This is a genomic window from Candidatus Hydrogenedentota bacterium (genome assembly GCA_035416745.1).
Taxonomy (GTDB): domain Bacteria; phylum Hydrogenedentota; class Hydrogenedentia; order Hydrogenedentales; family SLHB01; genus UBA2224.
Window position 1 is genome coordinate 21,611 of the sequence record DAOLNV010000018.1, and the last position, 18,761, is coordinate 40,371.

Sequence of the window (18,761 nt, forward strand, 5' to 3'; positions counted from 1 at the left end):
AGTCCCCGCCATTCCTCGCCGTTACTGTCTTGGAAGTCCAATACTGTCAGTATTTTAGAGGGATTGAAGGTCTGGCGGAATACGCATATGATTCCATTTTCATGAATAAAGCCGTTTCCGAATCGTCTGTTTCGAGACGGTAAATGGTGGAAAAACAGCACATTCTACGCAAGGCACAATTTTCGCTAGACAAAAGTGCGAATAAGTGGTAGAATAGACATAGTAAGAGGAGTCTACCGAGTCTGAGAATAAAAGCCGCGGAAAGGAGTAATAGGCCTTACGGTGACGACAGCGAGGTGCCCAGGCATGGCTAAGTACGAAACGGATGCACGATGGGAAGACCCGTTTGAACCCAGACAGGAAAGACGGATTGCCCGGCGCTTTGCCGTACCCATGCAAGTCAAGATTGCCGTACAGGACCCCAAGCTGAAATGCCGCCTCATTTGCCGCGGCAATGTGGTTAACCTGTCCCGCGTTGGCCTTCTCGTGCGTACAAAGCACGATGTGACGCCGGGGATGCGCGTCTCTGTCGGGATCTCTACAAAACTGTGTGAAGACGCCAGCTGCCTCCCCCGCGTCTTCGTTGGTTCCGCGGAGATCATGCGCGTTGCCCGCGACTATGAGGACATTTCGGTCGTAGCCATGCGGTTCGGCACAGAACTTGCCCAGAACATGGAATTTGCCTTGTTCACGGACGCCCTGCAAAACCAGCTCGACTCTCATATCGAGGTTTGAAATCCTGCACGGTGGCCGCTGGGGGGGATTCCGGCACGCCCACTCCCAAGAGCTGCGAAACTCTCGTCCGGACGGTTTCGTCTAACCAATGTAAATGATATCATCCACCCGTCGTCTAACATCCGTAGAATCCGCTCAAATCCAAGGAGACGGCATGATTTCTCTGGTTGTTCTAGCAGTGCTCGAGTGCTCCGCTGCGGTTGAAACGTCGGTCATCGAGACTTCCGAGCCCGTGTGGGATGTTGCCGTTGAAGATCTGAATCTGGATGGCAGCGGAGACATCGTGGCCCTATGTTGCGACTCCGAAGCCACCCCTCTCAAGAAGAACGTTGCCGTCTATATGATGAACGGGGAAGACGGCGGCTATTCCAGCGAACCATCCTTTGTGCTTCCGCTGGACCCGAGCATCAGCTCGCTGTTCTGGGCCGAGACCAATGGGAAAACGCCCCGCGAACTCGTTACCACAAATGCTTTGGGCGCGGAGATTTACGCGTACCGCGAGGGCAAACTCGAGAAGGTCCAAACCACGGAGTTTCTGTCCTTGCTTCCCAGCGGCGCGAAGGAACCCCGCTTCTTGAGGGAGATTCCCAAGGACCTTGACGGCGATGGCATTGACGAATGGCTCATCCCCGCCAATGGAGGGTACATCGTTCGCAATGCGGATGCCCAGCACGCCTTCGTCACCTGCGACGTGGTGAGCGAAATCCGTGAAGAGGGCTCCCTGCAGATCAGGCATAAACTGCCAGCCTACCAAGTCTTCTCCCTCGAAAACCAGGCCCCAAAAGGAATCGTCTTTCTGAGCAACGAGCTCGCTGATTTCGCTCATGGTGACAACTGGACAGAGCACCAACGCTACAAGGTGCCATCAAACACCGACGAGAAATGGGACACTTCCGCGCAGATGCAGGACATCGACGGCAACGGACTGCCGGACCTGGTTGTCACTCAGTCCAAGGGCACTGTGAACGTCACTGTCATGAGCCGTGTTTACGTTGCCTCGGCCCCCTTCACGTACCCCGATGAGCCCAGCGCCGTTTTCCACGCCGACGGCGCCATTGCTGCGCCATTCCTCATCGATGTCGACGGCGACGAGAAACTGGATGTCATGTTCATCAAGGTGCCATTCGGACTCAAGACGCTCGTGAATCTCTTCTTGCGGAAGAAGGTCGCCGTCGAGGTTGATGTCTTCCTGTTCAATGGCAGCGCTTACAATGCCAAGCCCGACTTCTCCACCTCGATTACCCTTGACGCTCCTGAACAGCGTGAGCTCCCCGTGTATATCATGGCGGATTTCAACGGCGATGGGCGCGTCGACGTGATGTTCGGTTCCGGCAACAGCGAGGTTGCCATCCACACCGGTGAAACCAACCGCTTCATCTCGAACAAACCCTGGGTGACCCTTCCCTTCATCCCATTCGGCCAAGCACGCCCATACGACCTTAACGACAACAAAGCCAAAGACGTCGTTCTATTCCACCCTGGCGGCAAGGATGCCAAAAAGATCGAAGTAGCCGTGTTCTAGCGACCGACTGAAATGTCCAGGCGCCATGATTGCCACCGTAGGCGCCGGCGGTGCAGCCGGAGGGGACTCAGCCCGGCCGACCGAACACGCCGGACGGCATATTGCACGGCCCGTCAATCCCAGTCCCTGCTCCCCAATCCCTTAAATCCCCTTACGATCGGCGCTGCCATGAGAAATTGGCGGGCCCCATTCATGTGCGTGTGCGGGGTCATAATCGGGATTGGGTTCGGGCATGGCCGCGTTGACTTGTTGTCGCCACGCGGCCAGCATTTCACGCAATTCGGCCGCCTTCTCCGGCCTTGCAGCCGCCAGATTGCGCGATTCGGAAATGTCCTCGGCGAGGTTGTAGAGTTCGAGACGCCCGTCTTCGAAAAACTCCAGCAGCTTCCAGTTGCCGGCCCGGACAGCGCCTGCGGGCGTTGAATGGTGATAGTGGGGGTAATGCCAATAGATGGCGTCGCGGTTCAGGCTGCCCCGCTGTTCGAGCAACGGGCGGAGGCTCACGCCGTCCAATACCTGGTTGGCGGGCGGCATTGCCCCGGCGATGTCCACAAGCGTCGGGTAGAAGTCCACGCTGCTCGTGGGCACGCTGCAGGTGCTTCCCGGCTCGACGGTGCCCGGCCAGCGTACGATGAGCGGCTCCCGGATGCCGCCCTCGTAAAGAGTGCCCTTCTCGTCGCGCAGGGGGGCATTGCTCGACACGAGCGGCCCCTGCAGATCATACCGCTGCCGCAAACCTCCGTTATCAGAGGTGAAGATCACGATGGTGTTGTTGGCCAGTCCGAGCTCGTCGAGTCTAGCCGTGATGCGGCCCACGCTGTGGTCTACGTGCTCGACCATGGCGGCGTAAACAGGATTGTTCACGCCTTCGGCCGGCTTTTTCTTTTCTCTATACTTCTTGATGAGTTCTTGGCGCGCCTCGATTGGCACGTGTACCGCGAAATGGGCGAGATACAGAAAGAACGGCCGCCCCCGGTTCTCGTCAATGAACTTCTCCGCCTGTTCCGTTAAGAACTCGGACAGATAGGCGTCCTGTTCGATCTCCATGGGTGGAACAGTCTTGAAGTTGAAATGCCGTCCTTCCGACACCAGCCAGGAACTAAACCCCTGGGCGTCCGGGAAGTATTCGCGTCCGCCGAGATGCCACTTGCCGAACTGTCCGCAGGTGTATCCCGCCGCTTTGAGCGATTCCGCGACCGTCACGACCTCGAGCGGCAGATACTGGGTGCGGTTTAGCGGCGCCTTGAGCTTGGCGTAGGGCCGCTGATGGCCGGGAATGAAGTCGGTAATGCCGACTCGCGCGGGATACTGTCCGGACATGATGCTGGCGCGTGTGGGCGAACACACCGGGCACGCGGCGTAGGCATCCGTGAACCGCATGCCTTGTGAGGCCAGTTTGTCGATGTTGGGCGTCTCATGAAACCGATGGCCGTAACATCCGGTATCCGGCCATCCCATGTCGTCAATCAGAATGAATACGAGATTGGGTTTCCGCCTCTCCGCGGCAGAGAGTGCGCGCGGCGCGACGTCCGCCAACAACGCGGCTCCGCCTATTCCCAGGAATCCCCGGCGCGAAATTCGAATCATCGCTTTCCCTCGCTGCATTTCTCGGAGTTCAGACCCGAAAACTCATTGTATATGAATACGCGGCCTCGGTGAACGCCTCACTTGGAAACCATCAGGACGCCCGTCCCGCTGATACGATCATTCTTGAGATCCTGCAACGCTTTGTTCGCCTCCTCGAGCGGATAGGCCTTAGTATGCGGACGAATGGGGATCTCGGCCGCCTCTTCGAGCAACTGCCGTCCATCCTCCCGCGTATTGGCGGTTACCGAATGGATGTTGCGCTCGTAGAACAGATGTTTTTCATAATTCAGCTGCGGGATATCGGTCATGTAGATGCCGGCCAGCGCCAAGGTGCCGCCCTTTTCCAAAGCTTCGAGGGCTGGCGGCACTAGATGGCCTGCCGGCGCAAAAATGATCGCGCTATCGGCCTTCTCGGGCATGCCTGCCGCATCTTCTCCCGTCCATTCCGCGCCCATGTCGCGCGCCAATTGGAGATGGCGCTCGCCCCGCGATACGACAAACACGCGGTATCCCCGATGCCTGGCAATTTGCATCACCACGTGCGCGGAAGAACCGAAACCATACAGGGCGAGCCGCCCGCCATCGGGTACCTGGGCCCGTTTCAGCGCCCGGTATCCGATGATCCCCGCGCACAACAACGGGGCGGCGTCAGCGTCGTCAAACGCGTTCGGTATTCGGTACACGAAGGATTCCGGCGCGACGACGTATTCGGCGTAGCCGCCGTCCGCGTAATAGCCGGTATACCGGGACGATTCGCACAGATTCTCCTGCCCGCGGTTGCAGAATATGCACCGGCCGCAAGTGTGCCGCAGCCACGCCACGCCGGCGCGCTCTCCCTCGCGGAACCCGGAACACCCCTCCCCCACCTTGTCCACGCTCCCGACGACTTGATGCCCGGGTATGATGGGCAGCTTTTGCTGGGGCAATTCGCCTTCGATGACGTGCAGGTCCGTCCGGCATATCGCGCAACACCGCACTTTGATGCGCACCTCGCCCGGACCGGGTTCGGGCAACGGCAAATCCCGCGGCTTCAATGGCGATGAATCGATTGGCGCAACAGCCTCAAGAACCATGGCTTTCATGGCGGTATCTCCCGAGTCTCGATCTCTTCTCTTGAGGGTAGCGCGAATATCTCACGAATTCCAGACATAGGGATAATGCCCCGCCTGGCGCAAGGCCGGACGGGACTCTGCGCGCCAACGGCGCCAGTCCCGTCAATCCTGTTCATTCCGCCTCAAAACAGATCTTCCCCTCTTGCGCTGCTCTTGTTTCTCCAGAGCCCCAACCGTAAGATTGAATGTCTATATACTTCTTTGTTGTAAAGAGGGGACTGCTTTGCGCGCATTAGTACTGGAGAACTACCGGAATTTGTCGGTGCAGGACCGCCCCGTGCCGGAGTGCGGTCCGGGCGATGTGCTGGTGCGCGTCAAGGCCTGCGCGATCTGCGGAAGCGATGTCCACGGATACGACGGGAGTTCGGGGCGCCGTATCCCGCCCGTTGTCATGGGGCACGAGGCTGCGGGGGTGGTGGCTGCGACGGGCGAAACGGTCACCCGCTTCAAGACCGGCGATCGCGTGACGTTCGACTCGACCATCTATTGCGGTGAGTGCCCTTTCTGCCGCTCAGGACGCATCAACCTCTGCGACAACCGCATGGTCCTCGGTGTGTCGTGCGCGGACTACCGCCGCGACGGCGCGTTTGCGGAGTACATCGCCGCACCCGAACGCATTGTCTACCCTATCCCCGCCGATCTGCCTTTCGAACATGCGAGCCTGATCGAGCCGGTGGCGGTGGCGATGCACGCAGCCTCGCGCGCGTCAATCCATCGGAACGACTCCGCGGCGGTCATTGGTACAGGCACGATCGGATTGCTTGCCATGCAGGCCGTCAAAGTGGCGGGATGCGGCCCAATCATCGCTGTGGACATCGACGACGAACGGTTGCGCCTGGCAGCGCAGCTCGGCGCGACGGATATCATCAACGCCGCCCGAAATCCCGTTGCGGAGACCGTCGCCGCCCTTACTGGTAATAGGGGCGCGGCCGTAGTCCTCGAAGCCGCAGGGACCGAAGAGACCGTTCGCACGGCCATGGCATGCGTTCGGAAAGGCGGCACGTTGATTCTGCTGGGTAACATCACGCCCACGGTATCCTTCCCGTTGCAGTCCGCCGTGACGCGTGAAATCGCTGTGCTTGGCTCCTGTGCCTCCGCGGGTGAATATCCTGCGGCTATCGGTCTCGTGTCTCGCGGGGAGATAGCCGTCGAGCCGCTCATTTCGGCTAGTTCGCCGCTGGAGGACGGCCCGGAATGGTTCGAGCGGCTTTACAACAAGGAACGCGGGTTGATGAAAGTCGTATTGTGTCCGTGAATCAACGAAATCCAGGGAGAAGATTACCGTGAGCGGTCTTTTTGATCTATCGGGAAGAGTTGCCGTGGTCACCGGAGCAAGCCGGGGCCTGGGGCAGTGCTTTGGCCGCGCATTAGCACGCGCGGGCGCCGACCTCGTCATTACCAGCCGCGACAAAGCGGCGCTGGGGGACTTTCAACTCGAAATCGAGGCCCTGGGACGCCGCGCCGTGCCCCTCGAACTCGATGTCCGCGACTATGACAGCATCCAGGGCATGGCGTCGGGTGCAATAGCCGCATACGGCAAGCTCGATATCCTCGTCAATAACGCGGGCTGCAACATCCGCAAACCCGCCCTCGACGTTTCGTGGGACGACTGGAATACCGTCCTTGATACCAACCTCCGGGGCACTTTTTTTGTCGCGCAAGCCGTTGCCCGGCATATGATTCCCGAGGGTTACGGGCGCGTCATAAATATCGGCTCGGTGACAAGCGTCTTTGGTTATGCGGGACTCGCGCCGTACGGCGCCAGCCGCGGCGGGGTCAAGCAGCTCACCATGAGCCTCGCCGATGATTGGGGGCCTCACGGAATTACGGTCAACTGCCTGGCCCCGGGATGGTTCAGAACCGACCAGAACAAGGTGCTCTACGAGAACGCGGCCTGGGTGCAATACCTCTGCGACCGCATCCCCGTAAAACGCCCCGGCCAGCCTCACGACCTCGACGGCGCGGTCGTTTTTCTGGCGTCGGAAGAAAGCCGTTACATCACCGGGCAGACCCTGCTCGTGGACGGAGGCATCTCGACTGGCGCGACAAAGACCGCCGTCGAGAAATAGAGGATACGGCGCAGGGGAAATACAGACAGACACGGACAGTCAAAGGGAGCCGGCGGTGCGCCCGATTCCGCGAAATTTCCTTCGTGCACCGCGTGGTGTACCATGGGGATGGTGTGAATTCCATCCGTTCTTGCGGATTCCGTCTGAGACAAAGGGGTAATATCTCATGAGACGTCCAACCTTGCCGATACATGCTCGAAGCGCCGTTCTGGCGCTCACGCTGGCCGCGCTGGCTAATCCCAGTGCGGGAGCGCAAGTCCTCGAGACTTCTCATCCACTGCTCGGCATGCGACCCGTACCCGAGGGCGTCGGCGTCAACATCCATTTCTATCACGGCAACGAAAATGACCTCCGCATGCTGGAGGAAGGCGGTCTCGGGATTATCCGCATGGACATCAGTTGGTCAGGCGCGGAGACGGAGGCCGGGAAGTACGATTTCAGCCACTACGATCGCCTCGTGGCGGACATGGAAGCGCGGAACATCCGTATCCTGTTCATTATCGATTACGGCAATCCGTTGTACGACGGCGGTCTCGCGCCACACACCGAGGAAGGCCGCACGGCCTATGCGCGGTTCTGCTCAGCTTTGGCAGGCCATTTCGCCGGCAAACCCATCATTTGGGAACTCTGGAACGAGCCCAATATCGGATTCTGGAAACCCGAGCCCAAGGTCGAAGATTACCTGGCGTGGTGCAAGGCGGTAGTGCCGGCTATCCGCGAGGCGGACCCTGGCGCCTGCATCATCGGTCCCGGCACTTCGGGCTTTCCCATGACGTTTCTCGAGGATTGTTTCAAAGGGGGCTACCTGGAACTGGTCCATGGCGTGAGCGTGCACCCCTACCGGGGTTCCCGCCAAGACCCCGAAACGGCTCGCGGCGATTACGACCGGCTGGCCGCTATGATCGCGCGCTACGCGAGCGAACAGGGCATCATGCGCGACATTCCCATCATCAGCGGCGAATGGGGCTACACCACGACCGACATCGAACGCGAACTCCAGGGCAAATACCTTCCGCGCCAATGGCTCAGCAACCTCTCCTACGGCATTCCTATCAGCATCTGGTATGACTGGCACGACGACGGCCAGGACCCCAAAGAACGCGAACACAACTTCGGCGCCGTCACGTGGGACTACCAACCCAAACCGGCGTACACGGCCATGAAAACGCTGATTGGCGAACTGGCCGGATACCTGCCCGTGGGCACGGTGCCCACAGAAAAAGATGGCGATTTCATCGCGGCGTTTCGGAAAGAAACTGCATACAAGCTCGCGATCTGGACAACGGACGAATTCAGCGAAATACGGCTGCCAGATGGTCTCGATGCGGTCAGCGCCACCGATCACCAGGGACAGCCCGTTGCGCTGCCGGAAGGGCAAGTGTGGCGGGTAACGGACGCGCCCATCTATCTCACGCTCGCCGAGAACGCGCCGTCGTGGCTGGGAATCTTTCCGTTACGCGCCGAAGCCGTCCAACCGGCCCAGGCGGGGGCGCCTCAAGGGGTGCGCATACGGTTTCCCGTCACCAACTCGGCATACAAGGCCCTCACGTTGCAGCCGGTGGAAACCGATGCGGAGGGTATCCGGGGCACATGGAATTCCGGCGAAACCTCTTTGGCGCCCGGCGCATCGGACGTGTTGATCTGGCAAGGGACGATCGCGCGGCGAGACGCACCCCTGCTGGAACTGCCCGTCGCCATCACGTGCGGCGCTCCCGGGGAATCTTCGTACACGTTCAAGACCCACGTTTCCGTCCCTATCGCGAATCCGTTGCGCGCGACACTGGGCTGGCGGCACGACGGCATGGTGGTTGAACTCGCGTCTGAATCAGCTGCTCCTCTCGACGGTCAGTTGCTCGCGGAAGTTGACGGCAAGGCGCTTCCGCCCGTTCCCGTGCAGCTCGACGCGCAGCAATCGCAGTTTTTTGCATTCCCGTCCGTTACCCTGTCCGGGGGCCCCAAGACGGCCGCCGTCCAGTTGCTGGACACAAACGGGGATGTTGCCGCGGAGGTCGCGCCCATGACCTACGCGCTTGTAGATGCCGTGGAGTTTCCCGTCGGCCAGGATGCACGCGAAGTCTTCCGCCTGTGGGACGAAGGCGAGGAAGAGCGCACCATAGCGCTTCAGGGAGTGATTGTTGACGCGCCGGGCGAGAATCCGCCCTTCACCAAAGCCGTGAAAGTGGATTACGCTATCGAACCCGGCTGGTGTTTCTGGCAGTGGGGACCGAAAGAGAATCCTGAACTTCCTGTGCCTCAGCCCGACAAAGCGATGCTCTGGGTTCACGGCGCACAATTCAGCGATCGCATTCTCTGCCGGGTAACCGACGCCACCGGTCAGACGTTCCAGACCGGCGGCGTGCAGAAGACCGGGGATGGATGGGAACTTGTCGAGATGCCGCTCAAAGGTCCAATGGGACATTGGGGCGGCGCGGATGATGGCGTCATTCATGCGCCGCTGCGCTGGACCTCGTACTACCTGCAAGACCCCGCGAAAGTGGCCAGCAAAGGCACGGTCTGCCTCACGGGCGTAGTCGTCGCGTGGAAACCGGAAGAGGCGGCGCGATACGAAGGGCGGAATTTGGCGCCGGCGCTCCTGCGCATTTTCCCGAACCGCTGCGGCCAAGCAAGGACGATGTGAGCTAATAGATCGGAGAAAAAGGGATGAAGAAGGCGCTGACGTGTATATCTTTTCTCGCCATCTGCGGCATCATCTGCGCGCAGGAAACGGTGGTCAACCTGCCCATCGGGGAGACTCTTCTGGCAGATATTGGCATCTATCAGGTCGCGTATCAATCGTACGGGGAAGACACCGTCACCATGCCTGCGTCCTGGACGGGCCACTTCCATCCGGTAACCGGCATCTCGTACGTTCCCCACGAGCGCACACTCGGCCGCGACGCCATCCTCTTGCACTCGCCCTGGCGCATTGCGCCGGGAAAAGTATGGGCGGACTATCATCTGCGCCTGCCCCAGGTTGCTCCCATCACGCTGTCTTTCGGAATCGCCATGGGCACGATAGCCGCCCAGCCAAACCATAGCGACGGCGTCACGTTCAGCGCGTATGTACTGGCCAACAACGAGGAAATGCCCCTTATGCGCGAGCACTACGCCCAAGCGGAGTGGAAAGACTTCGCGTTCGACCTTACCCCGCGCGCAGGCCAGGACATCACCCTGCGCATTCAGGCCGAACCCGGGCCCAGCAACAACGCGTCCTTTGACTATTCCTATTTCGGCGACGCCAAGATCCTCTGCGGGGCCAGGAGCGCGGGCGAGGAAAGCCTGTTGGAGCATCTGACCTCCACGAAAGCCTATCTCGCAACGCGTGACACCGACATCCGTCCGCTCTGCAACGCTTCCGGTAATGGTGTGACTCCCTCCAACCTTCTCCCCCACATCAATGCGGTCACAAAGACGGACACCGGCTACCGGTTCGAATACACGGCGGACGATTGCCATCTGTTCTATCAGTATGAGCCGAAGGCCGGAACCCTGGATGACTTCAGCGTACAGATCGACGGCGCTCCCGCGTTCCAGCCCGCTTTGGGAGGCGGAATCAGCGGCCAGCTCCCCGGTTCAGACACGCCGCCGTCCCGGCTCGAGAACGGACACATCGTCAGCGCCTCGTTGGACGAGAACGCAAAGAGACTGACCCTAACATGGGCCTATACCGTTGGGAATGACACCTTCGAAGCCACATGGGTGTTCGGGATTGAGGGAAAAGCGCTCACAATCAACGTGGACGCCGAGAAACCCCTCGTCACAGCCTTCTCACTCGGGCATAACGGCGGGGCGCCGTTCCGCAAGACTTTTGACGTCCCTTACTTGGCAGGCTCTGTGTCGTACTTGACCGGGCAGAACGTGTTTGCTTGCGGGTATCTCGACTGGACCCGCTCCCACGCGTCGCAGTGTCCCCAAGGCGGCGCCGTTTACGAATCCAAGACAGACGGGTCGCGGAATCCTCTGCATGAGGAAGGCTACATCGCCGTCTCGCCGAACGTTCAGGAGGTGTTGCCGAACATCCCCCATCCTCCCTCGCCCTGCATGGGTTTGCTGGGATCGAAGATCATGCTGGACATCTGGGGTCATCATAAGGGCACTTTCGCGGGCGACGGCGAGAATCTCCGCAACCTGAAAGACAATGGCGTCGACCACCTGGCCATCATCTCGCACGTCTGGCAGCGGTATGGCTACGACGTTCAGCTGCCGGATCATATCCCGCCCAACCCGGCGTTTGGCGGCCGGGAGGGCATGGAACTGTTCGCGCAGGCGGCGAACGGCTGTGGCTACGTCTGGTCGCTCCACGAGAACTATATCGACCTGTATCCCGATGCGCCGTCGTACGAGCCCTCGGCCCGGGTGCTTCGGGCCGACGGGTCGCCCTCGCCGGCCTGGTTCAACGCGGGCACCGGGGTACAGAGTTTTGGACTCAAATGCAACCGAGCCCTCGAGTTCGCCAAGGCGAACGCTCCGCTCATCCACGAATGGTTCGCGACCAACGCTGCCTACCTGGATGTCCACACCTGCGTGCCTCCGTGGCACCAGCTCGATCACGAAGCCGGACAGCCCATGGCCGCTATGGCGCTCGCCAAGGTCAAGTACGATGCGGAACTGTTCCAATACATGCGCGACACGCATGAAGGCCCTCTGTTTGGCGAGGGCAACAACCATTTCTACTGGGCGGGGTTGTGCGACGGGGCCGAGGCGCAGGTCAGCGGCGGCGAGGACCATCTGCCCTTCCTGGACTTCGACCTGCTGAAAATCCACCCCCAGATGGTCAACCACGGCATGGGCTATTATGAGCGCTGGTTTCGCCGCGGATACGACCATCGTTGGGGGCACGACACGGGCTCGGTCGAGCAAGTCGACAAGTATCGCGCCCAGGAGGCGGCTTATGGCCATGCCGGGTTCATAGGGAATGCCCAGACGAACAACGTCCAATGGGTCGCCAAAGAACATCACATGATGCACCCCATCCAGCGGCTCTACGGGATATCGAAACCCGTTGAGATTGCCTACGCCGTCGGCGAGCGGTACGTTCCCGCCAGCATCGCGCTCGTAGTGGGCCAGACCGAACGCCAGCGCATCCAATACGAGAGCGGCCTCACCCTATGGGTCAACTGGGCCGCCGATGACTGGCAGGTTGAAGGTTATACCTTGCCGCAGTGGGGCTTTCTCGCGCTCGGACCCGGCACCCGGGTCTCGACCCTCAAAGTGAACGGCCACTTTGCGGACTACGCTGAATGCCCCGAGTTTGTGTTTGCCGATGCGCGCACCTGTTTCACCATGCCGTACCTGTCACACGTGCGAGACATCGAGCCGCGGCTGAAAACTTTCGAGTATCTCGGGGAAGGCAAGGCGCGTATCTGCTACGAGTGGGTCGTACGCGAGGATTTGGACCAGGATTACCAGTGTTTCGTACATTTCACAAGCGACGCCAGCGGCCACAACGAGCGCATCGCGTTCCAGCAAGATCACGGGCTGCCCAAGCCAACCAGCCAGTGGCGGCGCGGCGACATCATTACCGATGGCCCCTACGAAATCGCCATTCCCCAAGGTAACGGGCAGAGTTTTGAGGTCCTTATCGGGTTATTCAACGGCGGACGGTTGCCGCTCAAAGGCATTGAAGATTCCCGCGGACGCTACCTGGCCGCTGTTCTCGATGTGCAACAGGAAAACGGGGTCATCAAAAACGTCAGGTTGGGGGATCTCGAAGAGGCACGGCAACGTTACTCGGCCGGGAAGGCCGATTTCGAGGCGCACGTGAATCCGCCGGGCACATGGCTCGACTTCGGAAATCTCGCCACCGACGGCTCGGTCAAGATCAACAAAGAACCAAACCGCCTGACCGTTTTCCCGTATCCGCGCGACAGGGAATTCGGCGTGGAGCTCGACCTCGCGTCCTTCGCGGCCGGCGCCGGTGTCGAGAACCTGCGCGTGACGGCGCTCGCAGCCGGTTCACAGGACGATATGGGGCCGGTGGCCCACGAATTGCAGGGCAGCCGCGTGGAATTCAGGACAGGGCTCAAAGGATGCGGCCGCTACGTCGTAGAATGGCAATAACGAAGCGGTGCAACACCTGAAATGCGGATGAAGGAGCTTTGTTATGCATAGATTCCTCTTGTCTATCTTCGCCATTGCCGCGGCATTTGCCGGGTACCCGCCGGCCGCCCAGGTCAGCGCCGAGACGCCGGGCTACTTCCCCTTCTGGGTGCCTCCCTTTGACACCGAGGCCTCGTTTACCGACATGTCTTTTCTCAATCCACAACCTGCGGGCGCCGCGGGACGCGCGACAATCCGGGACGGCCATTTCTGCGACGCCCAAGGCAACCGCATACGGCTTATTGGCAGCAACCTGACGTTTGGAGGAGCGTTTCCTCCCAAAGACGATGCGCCGAAGATCGCGGCCCACCAGCGCAAACTCGGCATGAATGTTGTCCGCTTCCATCACCTCGACATGCACACCGCGCCAGGCGGCATCTGGAACCAGGACCGGACCGCCTTCGACCCGGAACAGCTGGACAGATTGGATTGGCTTATCTATCACCTGAAACAGAACGGCATCTACACCAATCTCAACCTGCACGTCTCGCGTACCTATCCCGGGATACCAGGCGACCTGCCGCGGGACTTCATTTTTGGCAAGGGCATCGACAATTTCTATCCCGATTTCATCCAATTGCAGAAGGACTATGCGCGCGACCTTCTCACCCATCAAAACCCCTATACGGGCATGACCTACGCGAAAGACCCCGCCGTACTCGTCGTCGAGCTCAACAACGAGAACTCGCTGACCGACAAGTCCATATCAGCTCTCCGCGGACTTCCCGAGCCCTATCTTTCGGTTCTGGTTAACATGTGGCGCGACTGGCTCAAGAGCACGGCAGGCACTACCGAAGCGCTGCGCGCGCGCTGGCTTGTTGCCGACGAGCCCCTTGCTGACGAGGTCCTGGCCAACGGTACGTTCTCGGAGGATACACAGCGCTGGACCTTCGAGCAGGGCGGCGGCTCGAAGCTCGCCACGGAAATCGTCGATGACGAAGTCGTCCCATCGAAACGCGCTCTGCACGTTACCACACTCAAGCCGGGCGCTGAATTCTGGAACCTCCAGTTTCACCAGACCGGGCTCAATCTTGAGGAAGGCGCGCCCTATACCTTCTCATTCTGGGCACGGGCCGATGCGCCGTGCGAAATCAATGCCAACGTCCGCCTCGACCAGGATCCCTGGAGCGGGTGCGGACTCGCTCTGGAAGTGCCGGTTGCCGCCGAATGGAAACGCTACGAGTACACGTTCAAGTGTGAGGGCTCCCGCCCCAACCACTGCCGCGCCGGATTCAACATGAACAACCGGCTCGGCGAATTCTGGTTTGCCGAGGTGTCATTGCGCCGCGGCGGATGGGTCGGGCTGCCTCCCGACCAAACCTTCGAAGCGGACAACATCCCCCTTCCCGCCGGAAACGCAGGGCCTCAAGTGGTCCAGGATTTTTTCCGTTTTCTGTCTGATACCGAGTGCGCGTACGTGCGCGAGATGATGGACTTCCTCAGAAATGACCTCGGCGTGGGGGCTTTCGTGTGCGACACTCAGGCCAGTTACGGGGAGATTCGGGGAGTGTATCGGGAGGCGGTACACAGTGATTTCATCGACATGCACGCGTACTGGCAACACCCTCATTTCCCCGGAAAGCCTTGGGACGGCGGCAACTGGTCGATTCCCAACACATCGATGGTGGCCGAACCGCGGGGCGGCACGCTCTCACGTCTCGCCTGGTTCAAGATGGCGAACAAACCGTATACCGTGAGCGAATACGACCATCCCGCGCCCAATGATCATGCTGTCGAGATGTTCCCGATGCTTGCCTCTTTCGCCGCGTTCCAGGACTGGGACGGCTTCTACCAGTTCGACTACTCGAGCGGGACCATCAACCCCGAAGAGCAGCGCTTGTCCGGATACTTCACGCTGTGGAACCACCCAGGCAAGCTTGTGTTCTTGCCGGTGGCCGCAGTGATGTTTCGAATGGGTGGTGTTCGTGCCGGTGAAGACCGCCTTTTCGTCGATATCCATGCGGATGACGCCAGGGAACACACAGCCTTCGGATGGAACTTCTTGAAGGACATTGCCCCTGTGACGTACCACCGTCCGGCAGGTTTCCGGTGGAATCCCGGTACAGGCGGTATCGCCGTGCCCGAACTGGCCGTCCCCGAGCCTCCGCTCGTTTCGAACACGGGCGAAATCGCCTGGCAAGCCACACCGTCCGAAAGAGCACGTTATACCGTCAACACCCCGTCTGTGCGTTTGGCTGCCGGGTATATCGCTGGCGACGAAATCCAGCTCGGAGACCTCACGCTCAAGGTAACCAAGGCGGAGAAGAACTGGGCGGTTGTCGCCATTGCCGCCCTCGACGGCAAACCTGTCGCGGGGTCCTCGCGCATCCTCGTTGTCGCCGCGGGACGCGTCGAGAACACAAACATGGGGTGGAACGAAGAGCGCACGTCTGTTCAAAGCCAATGGGGCACGGCGCCGGTCGTTGCCGAAGGCATCGAGGCCATCGTCACCCTGCCCGCGGGAAAGGAAGCGTACGCCCTTGATGGCGCGGGCAAACCTAAAGGACCCGTAGGGCTTCAGCCGAGCCCGTCCGGGACCGTTCTTGCGATTGGACCCCAATACCAGACGTTGTGGTACGGAATTACCCAGTGAGAGAAGGTGTGGGATGACCAACAGGAGCGAGAGTGAATCGAAATGCAGGTCCGGCATACCAGGTCTTGTGCGTATTGCCTGCATTGCCATTGCGATCTCAGCATCAGGTCTGCTCCCGGGCATTCCGGTGGTTGCGGACACATCCGTGCTTCAACGCGTGGACAGCGCATCAGCCGCATCAGAGCCTCAACTGCTCAACAATCCGGGTTTCGAGGAAGGCGATGCCGCGCCAGCGCCGGCATGGTATTTCTGGAAAGACGGGTACACGTTCGCGCCCGGCGAGGGACGCGGCGGCGCCATTGCGATTCAGTGCGCGAGCGCTGACCGCGCTGCCCAACACGGCGCCGGGCAGACGGTTCAGCTCAATCAGGCCGAGCCCCTGCCGCTGATCGTGACCGGATGGAGCCGGGCCCAGGACGTCAGCGGTCCCCCCGGCCGCGATTACGCCATCTACATCGACGCCATGTATACAGACGACACCCCCCTGTGGGGTGTGGTGTCGTGCTTCAGCACCGGTACTCACGATTGGGAAGAACGCCGCTGCGTCGTCCTGCCTGAGAAACCCCTTAGATCTATCACCGTTTATGCACTCTTCCGGGGCCATGCCGGAACGGCTTGGTTCGATGATTTCGCTCTTTACCAATGCGGCGATGTCGGCATCCATCTTTTCGAGAACGTACCGGTAACGGTTCCCGCAAGAGCACTCCCCGAGGCGCTTTCACCTTCGCCGGGACTTCCTGTCACGAAACGCGGCCTTGCCCTCGACATAGGAAACGACCCCGCTCGCCCGGCCACGACCCTTTTTCTCGATAAGGAGGCGCTGGGATACGCCCCGCTCGTTCCTTTTGTGCGCGATGTGGCCGCGGACAGCGGCTTCGTGGGCGGTCAACTCGTCCTGAGCGCGTCTGAACAGAATTTGCGTACGTACGAATGGGAAGTCGGGGACCTCGCCCTGACCCTGCGCCTTGAAGCCGAGACAGACGACGAATGCATTCGTTTGAACGGCGCAATCCAGGACCTTCGAGGCAGCGATCGCGCGGTAACCATCTACGTGCCGATACCGCTTCAGGGGAGTGACTGGATGTGGTGGCGCGACATGCGGCGAAACGCGCCGGCCCTGTCGGGCGTGTTCATGAACACGCAACAGACCAACGCCGGCGCTACGGGCGAATGCTCGATCTACCCTCTTGCTGCGCTCACCGGGCCGAACGCCGGCATCGCTCTCGCAACGCCCATGACGAATCCCCGCCATTGCCGCCTGGCCTACGATGCCAGCGTGGGTATCCTGTTTGCGGCTTTCGACCTCGGCTTGTCCCGCGACACGGCGAAGTTCCCGCAAACTGCGACCTTTGAAGCCGTGGTTTACGCCTTCGACCCGGCCTGGGGATTCCGTGCAGCCCTCGAGCGGTACTACGCCCTGTTCCCGGAGTGTTTCGTGAAGCGTGTGGACCGCGAAGGGCTCTGGATGGCGTTCAGCGACATCAGCAAAGTGAATGGCTGGGAAGACTTTGGATTTGCATTCAAAGAAGGCACGAACAACGTTCCCTGGGATGAGGAACACGGCATACTCACGTTTGTGTACACCGAGCCCATGACCACTTGGCTGCCCCTGCCCAAGGAAACGCCGCGCGACGAACAGGCGGCCGTGGCGCATATCACTTCCATGCTCGAAAGCGACGACGCGTTCAAACGGCGCCAAGCCTCGATCACGCTGCTCTCATCGGTTCACGACGCCGGCGACAGCCCCCTTGTCTACCTCCGCGATACGCCATGGTGCGACGGAGCACTGTTTCCCCTCAATGCCGACCCCGACCTCCCCACCTCCGACACCAGTTCCCTCAACCAGGCCCAAGGGGAATGGTCGCATCTCAAGGCTGCTCTTTCTCCGCCGGAGCGCGACAAACTCGCCGATTGGAACCACTACGAAAGAGGCTATGAGGTGGACAATGCCGTGTTCGCGTCGGGAAACGGCGCGCTGCGTGTTTCTCTTGCTCAACCGGGGAAGGCCGGCGCCACTCAGAACGTCCCGCTTAACCAGACCCAGCCCGTGCAACTGGTGCTCCGCGCGCGCGTCAAGACGCAAGGCCTCACGGGAGACCCCGATAACGACTGCGCCGTGTACGTGGACCTCGTCCACACCGACGGCACGCCGCTTTGGGGCCAAACCCTCCCCGTCTCCCCGGGCGACTCCGATTTCGTCACCCTCGAAAGGACTATTGAATCCACAAAGCCTTTTAAACAAGCCACCGTCCATCTTCTCATGCGGGGCAATCACTCGGGAACGGTCTGGTTCGACGACCTCTTCCTGGGGGAACCGGGTTCCGGCCACAATCTGCTCCGCGACCCGGGCTTCGAGGGTACGATGGCGCCGGCCGCGACCGTGGACGGCGTATACATCGACTCGTTTGTCTATTTCGCGACTACGCTCAACTATCGCCGCGAACATTTTGCCTCGACTGACTTTCCCCTCGTATTCGAGCAGCAATCCGGGCGAGTGGGTATTCTGACCCTCTTCTCGACGTTCGAATTCGAGCGTGAAACAGCCGCGAAAGTCCATGGGCAGGGCAAACTCATGATGGCCAATGCTCCCCTGCACGGCTGTTCGTTTCCCGCCGCATACCTGGATGTCCTGGGGACCGAGACCAATTGGTTCCCTCAAGGCAAGTGGCAGCCCATGACGGACGAGTCGATGGCGTTTCGCCGAGCCATGTGCTTCCAGAAGCCCTATTGTTTTCTGCTCAACACCCACTATGTGGACCTGACTCTCGACGACATCGAGCGGTACATCCAGAGGTGCCTTTTCTACGGGATGCACCCCGGCCTCTTCAGCGAAAACGCCTCGACCGACTGCTTCTTCGAGAATCCCGACTGGTACGAGCCGGCCCGGCCGTTGTTCAAGAAGTACATCCCCCTCATCCAGACCATCGCCAAGGCGGGTTGGCAACCCGTCACCCATGCCCAAACCAGCGGCGGGAGCTACATCGAACGGTACGGGACACCGGACGCGGGACCGGTCTACTTCTCGCTGCTCAACGAAACGGACG

At 60.4% G+C, this 18,761-nt stretch carries 10 protein-coding genes; 8 read left to right on the top strand and 2 right to left on the bottom strand.

The window, feature by feature from the left end; all coding sequences use genetic code 11:
• Nucleotides 1–306 precede the first annotated feature (306 nt).
• Entirely contained in the window at nt 307–735 is a 429-nt protein-coding gene (locus PLJ71_08170) for a PilZ domain-containing protein (GenBank protein ID HQM48649.1), read from the top strand.
• Between the two features lie 154 nt (nt 736–889).
• On the top strand, nt 890–2,257 hold the full coding sequence (locus tag PLJ71_08175) for a VCBS repeat-containing protein (protein ID HQM48650.1): 1,368 nt from the start codon (nt 890–892) through the stop codon (nt 2,255–2,257).
• 141 nt (nt 2,258–2,398) lie between these two features.
• On the opposite strand, the gene PLJ71_08180 is transcribed toward PLJ71_08175, so the two are convergent.
• Both PLJ71_08180 and PLJ71_08185 read right to left on the bottom strand, forming a co-directional pair.
• On the bottom strand, nt 2,399–3,844 hold the full coding sequence (locus tag PLJ71_08180; protein ID HQM48651.1) for a sulfatase: 1,446 nt from the start codon (nt 3,842–3,844) through the stop codon (nt 2,399–2,401).
• 77 nt (nt 3,845–3,921) lie between these two features.
• Nucleotides 3,922–4,926 carry a zinc-dependent alcohol dehydrogenase family protein gene (locus PLJ71_08185; GenBank protein ID HQM48652.1) on the bottom strand — a complete coding sequence of 335 codons (1,005 nt, stop codon included), beginning with the start codon at nt 4,924–4,926 and terminating at the stop codon, nt 3,922–3,924.
• Nucleotides 4,927–5,179: 253 nt separating this feature from the next.
• Here PLJ71_08185 and PLJ71_08190 point away from each other — a divergent pair, with 253 nt between their 5' ends.
• From PLJ71_08190 to PLJ71_08215, 6 genes are all read left to right on the top strand, one after another.
• A complete protein-coding gene (locus PLJ71_08190; GenBank protein ID HQM48653.1) occupies nt 5,180–6,211 on the top strand; it encodes a galactitol-1-phosphate 5-dehydrogenase in 1,032 nt (343 codons plus the stop codon).
• 22 nt (nt 6,212–6,233) lie between these two features.
• Nucleotides 6,234–7,025, top strand: a complete 792-nt coding sequence (locus tag PLJ71_08195) for a glucose 1-dehydrogenase (protein ID HQM48654.1) — start codon at nt 6,234–6,236, stop codon at nt 7,023–7,025.
• A gap of 166 nt (nt 7,026–7,191) precedes the next feature.
• Nucleotides 7,192–9,663 (top strand): cellulase family glycosylhydrolase, encoded by a 2,472-nt coding sequence (locus tag PLJ71_08200; GenBank protein ID HQM48655.1) that lies wholly within the window; start codon nt 7,192–7,194, stop codon nt 9,661–9,663.
• 23 nt (nt 9,664–9,686) lie between these two features.
• On the top strand, nt 9,687–13,085 hold the full coding sequence (locus PLJ71_08205; protein HQM48656.1) for a DUF5696 domain-containing protein: 3,399 nt from the start codon (nt 9,687–9,689) through the stop codon (nt 13,083–13,085).
• Between the two features lie 43 nt (nt 13,086–13,128).
• Nucleotides 13,129–15,717 (top strand): carbohydrate binding domain-containing protein, encoded by a 2,589-nt coding sequence (locus tag PLJ71_08210; GenBank protein HQM48657.1) that lies wholly within the window; start codon nt 13,129–13,131, stop codon nt 15,715–15,717.
• 13 nt (nt 15,718–15,730) lie between these two features.
• Nucleotides 15,731–18,761: hypothetical protein (locus PLJ71_08215; protein HQM48658.1), on the top strand; the 3,031-nt coding region annotated here is incomplete at its 3' end.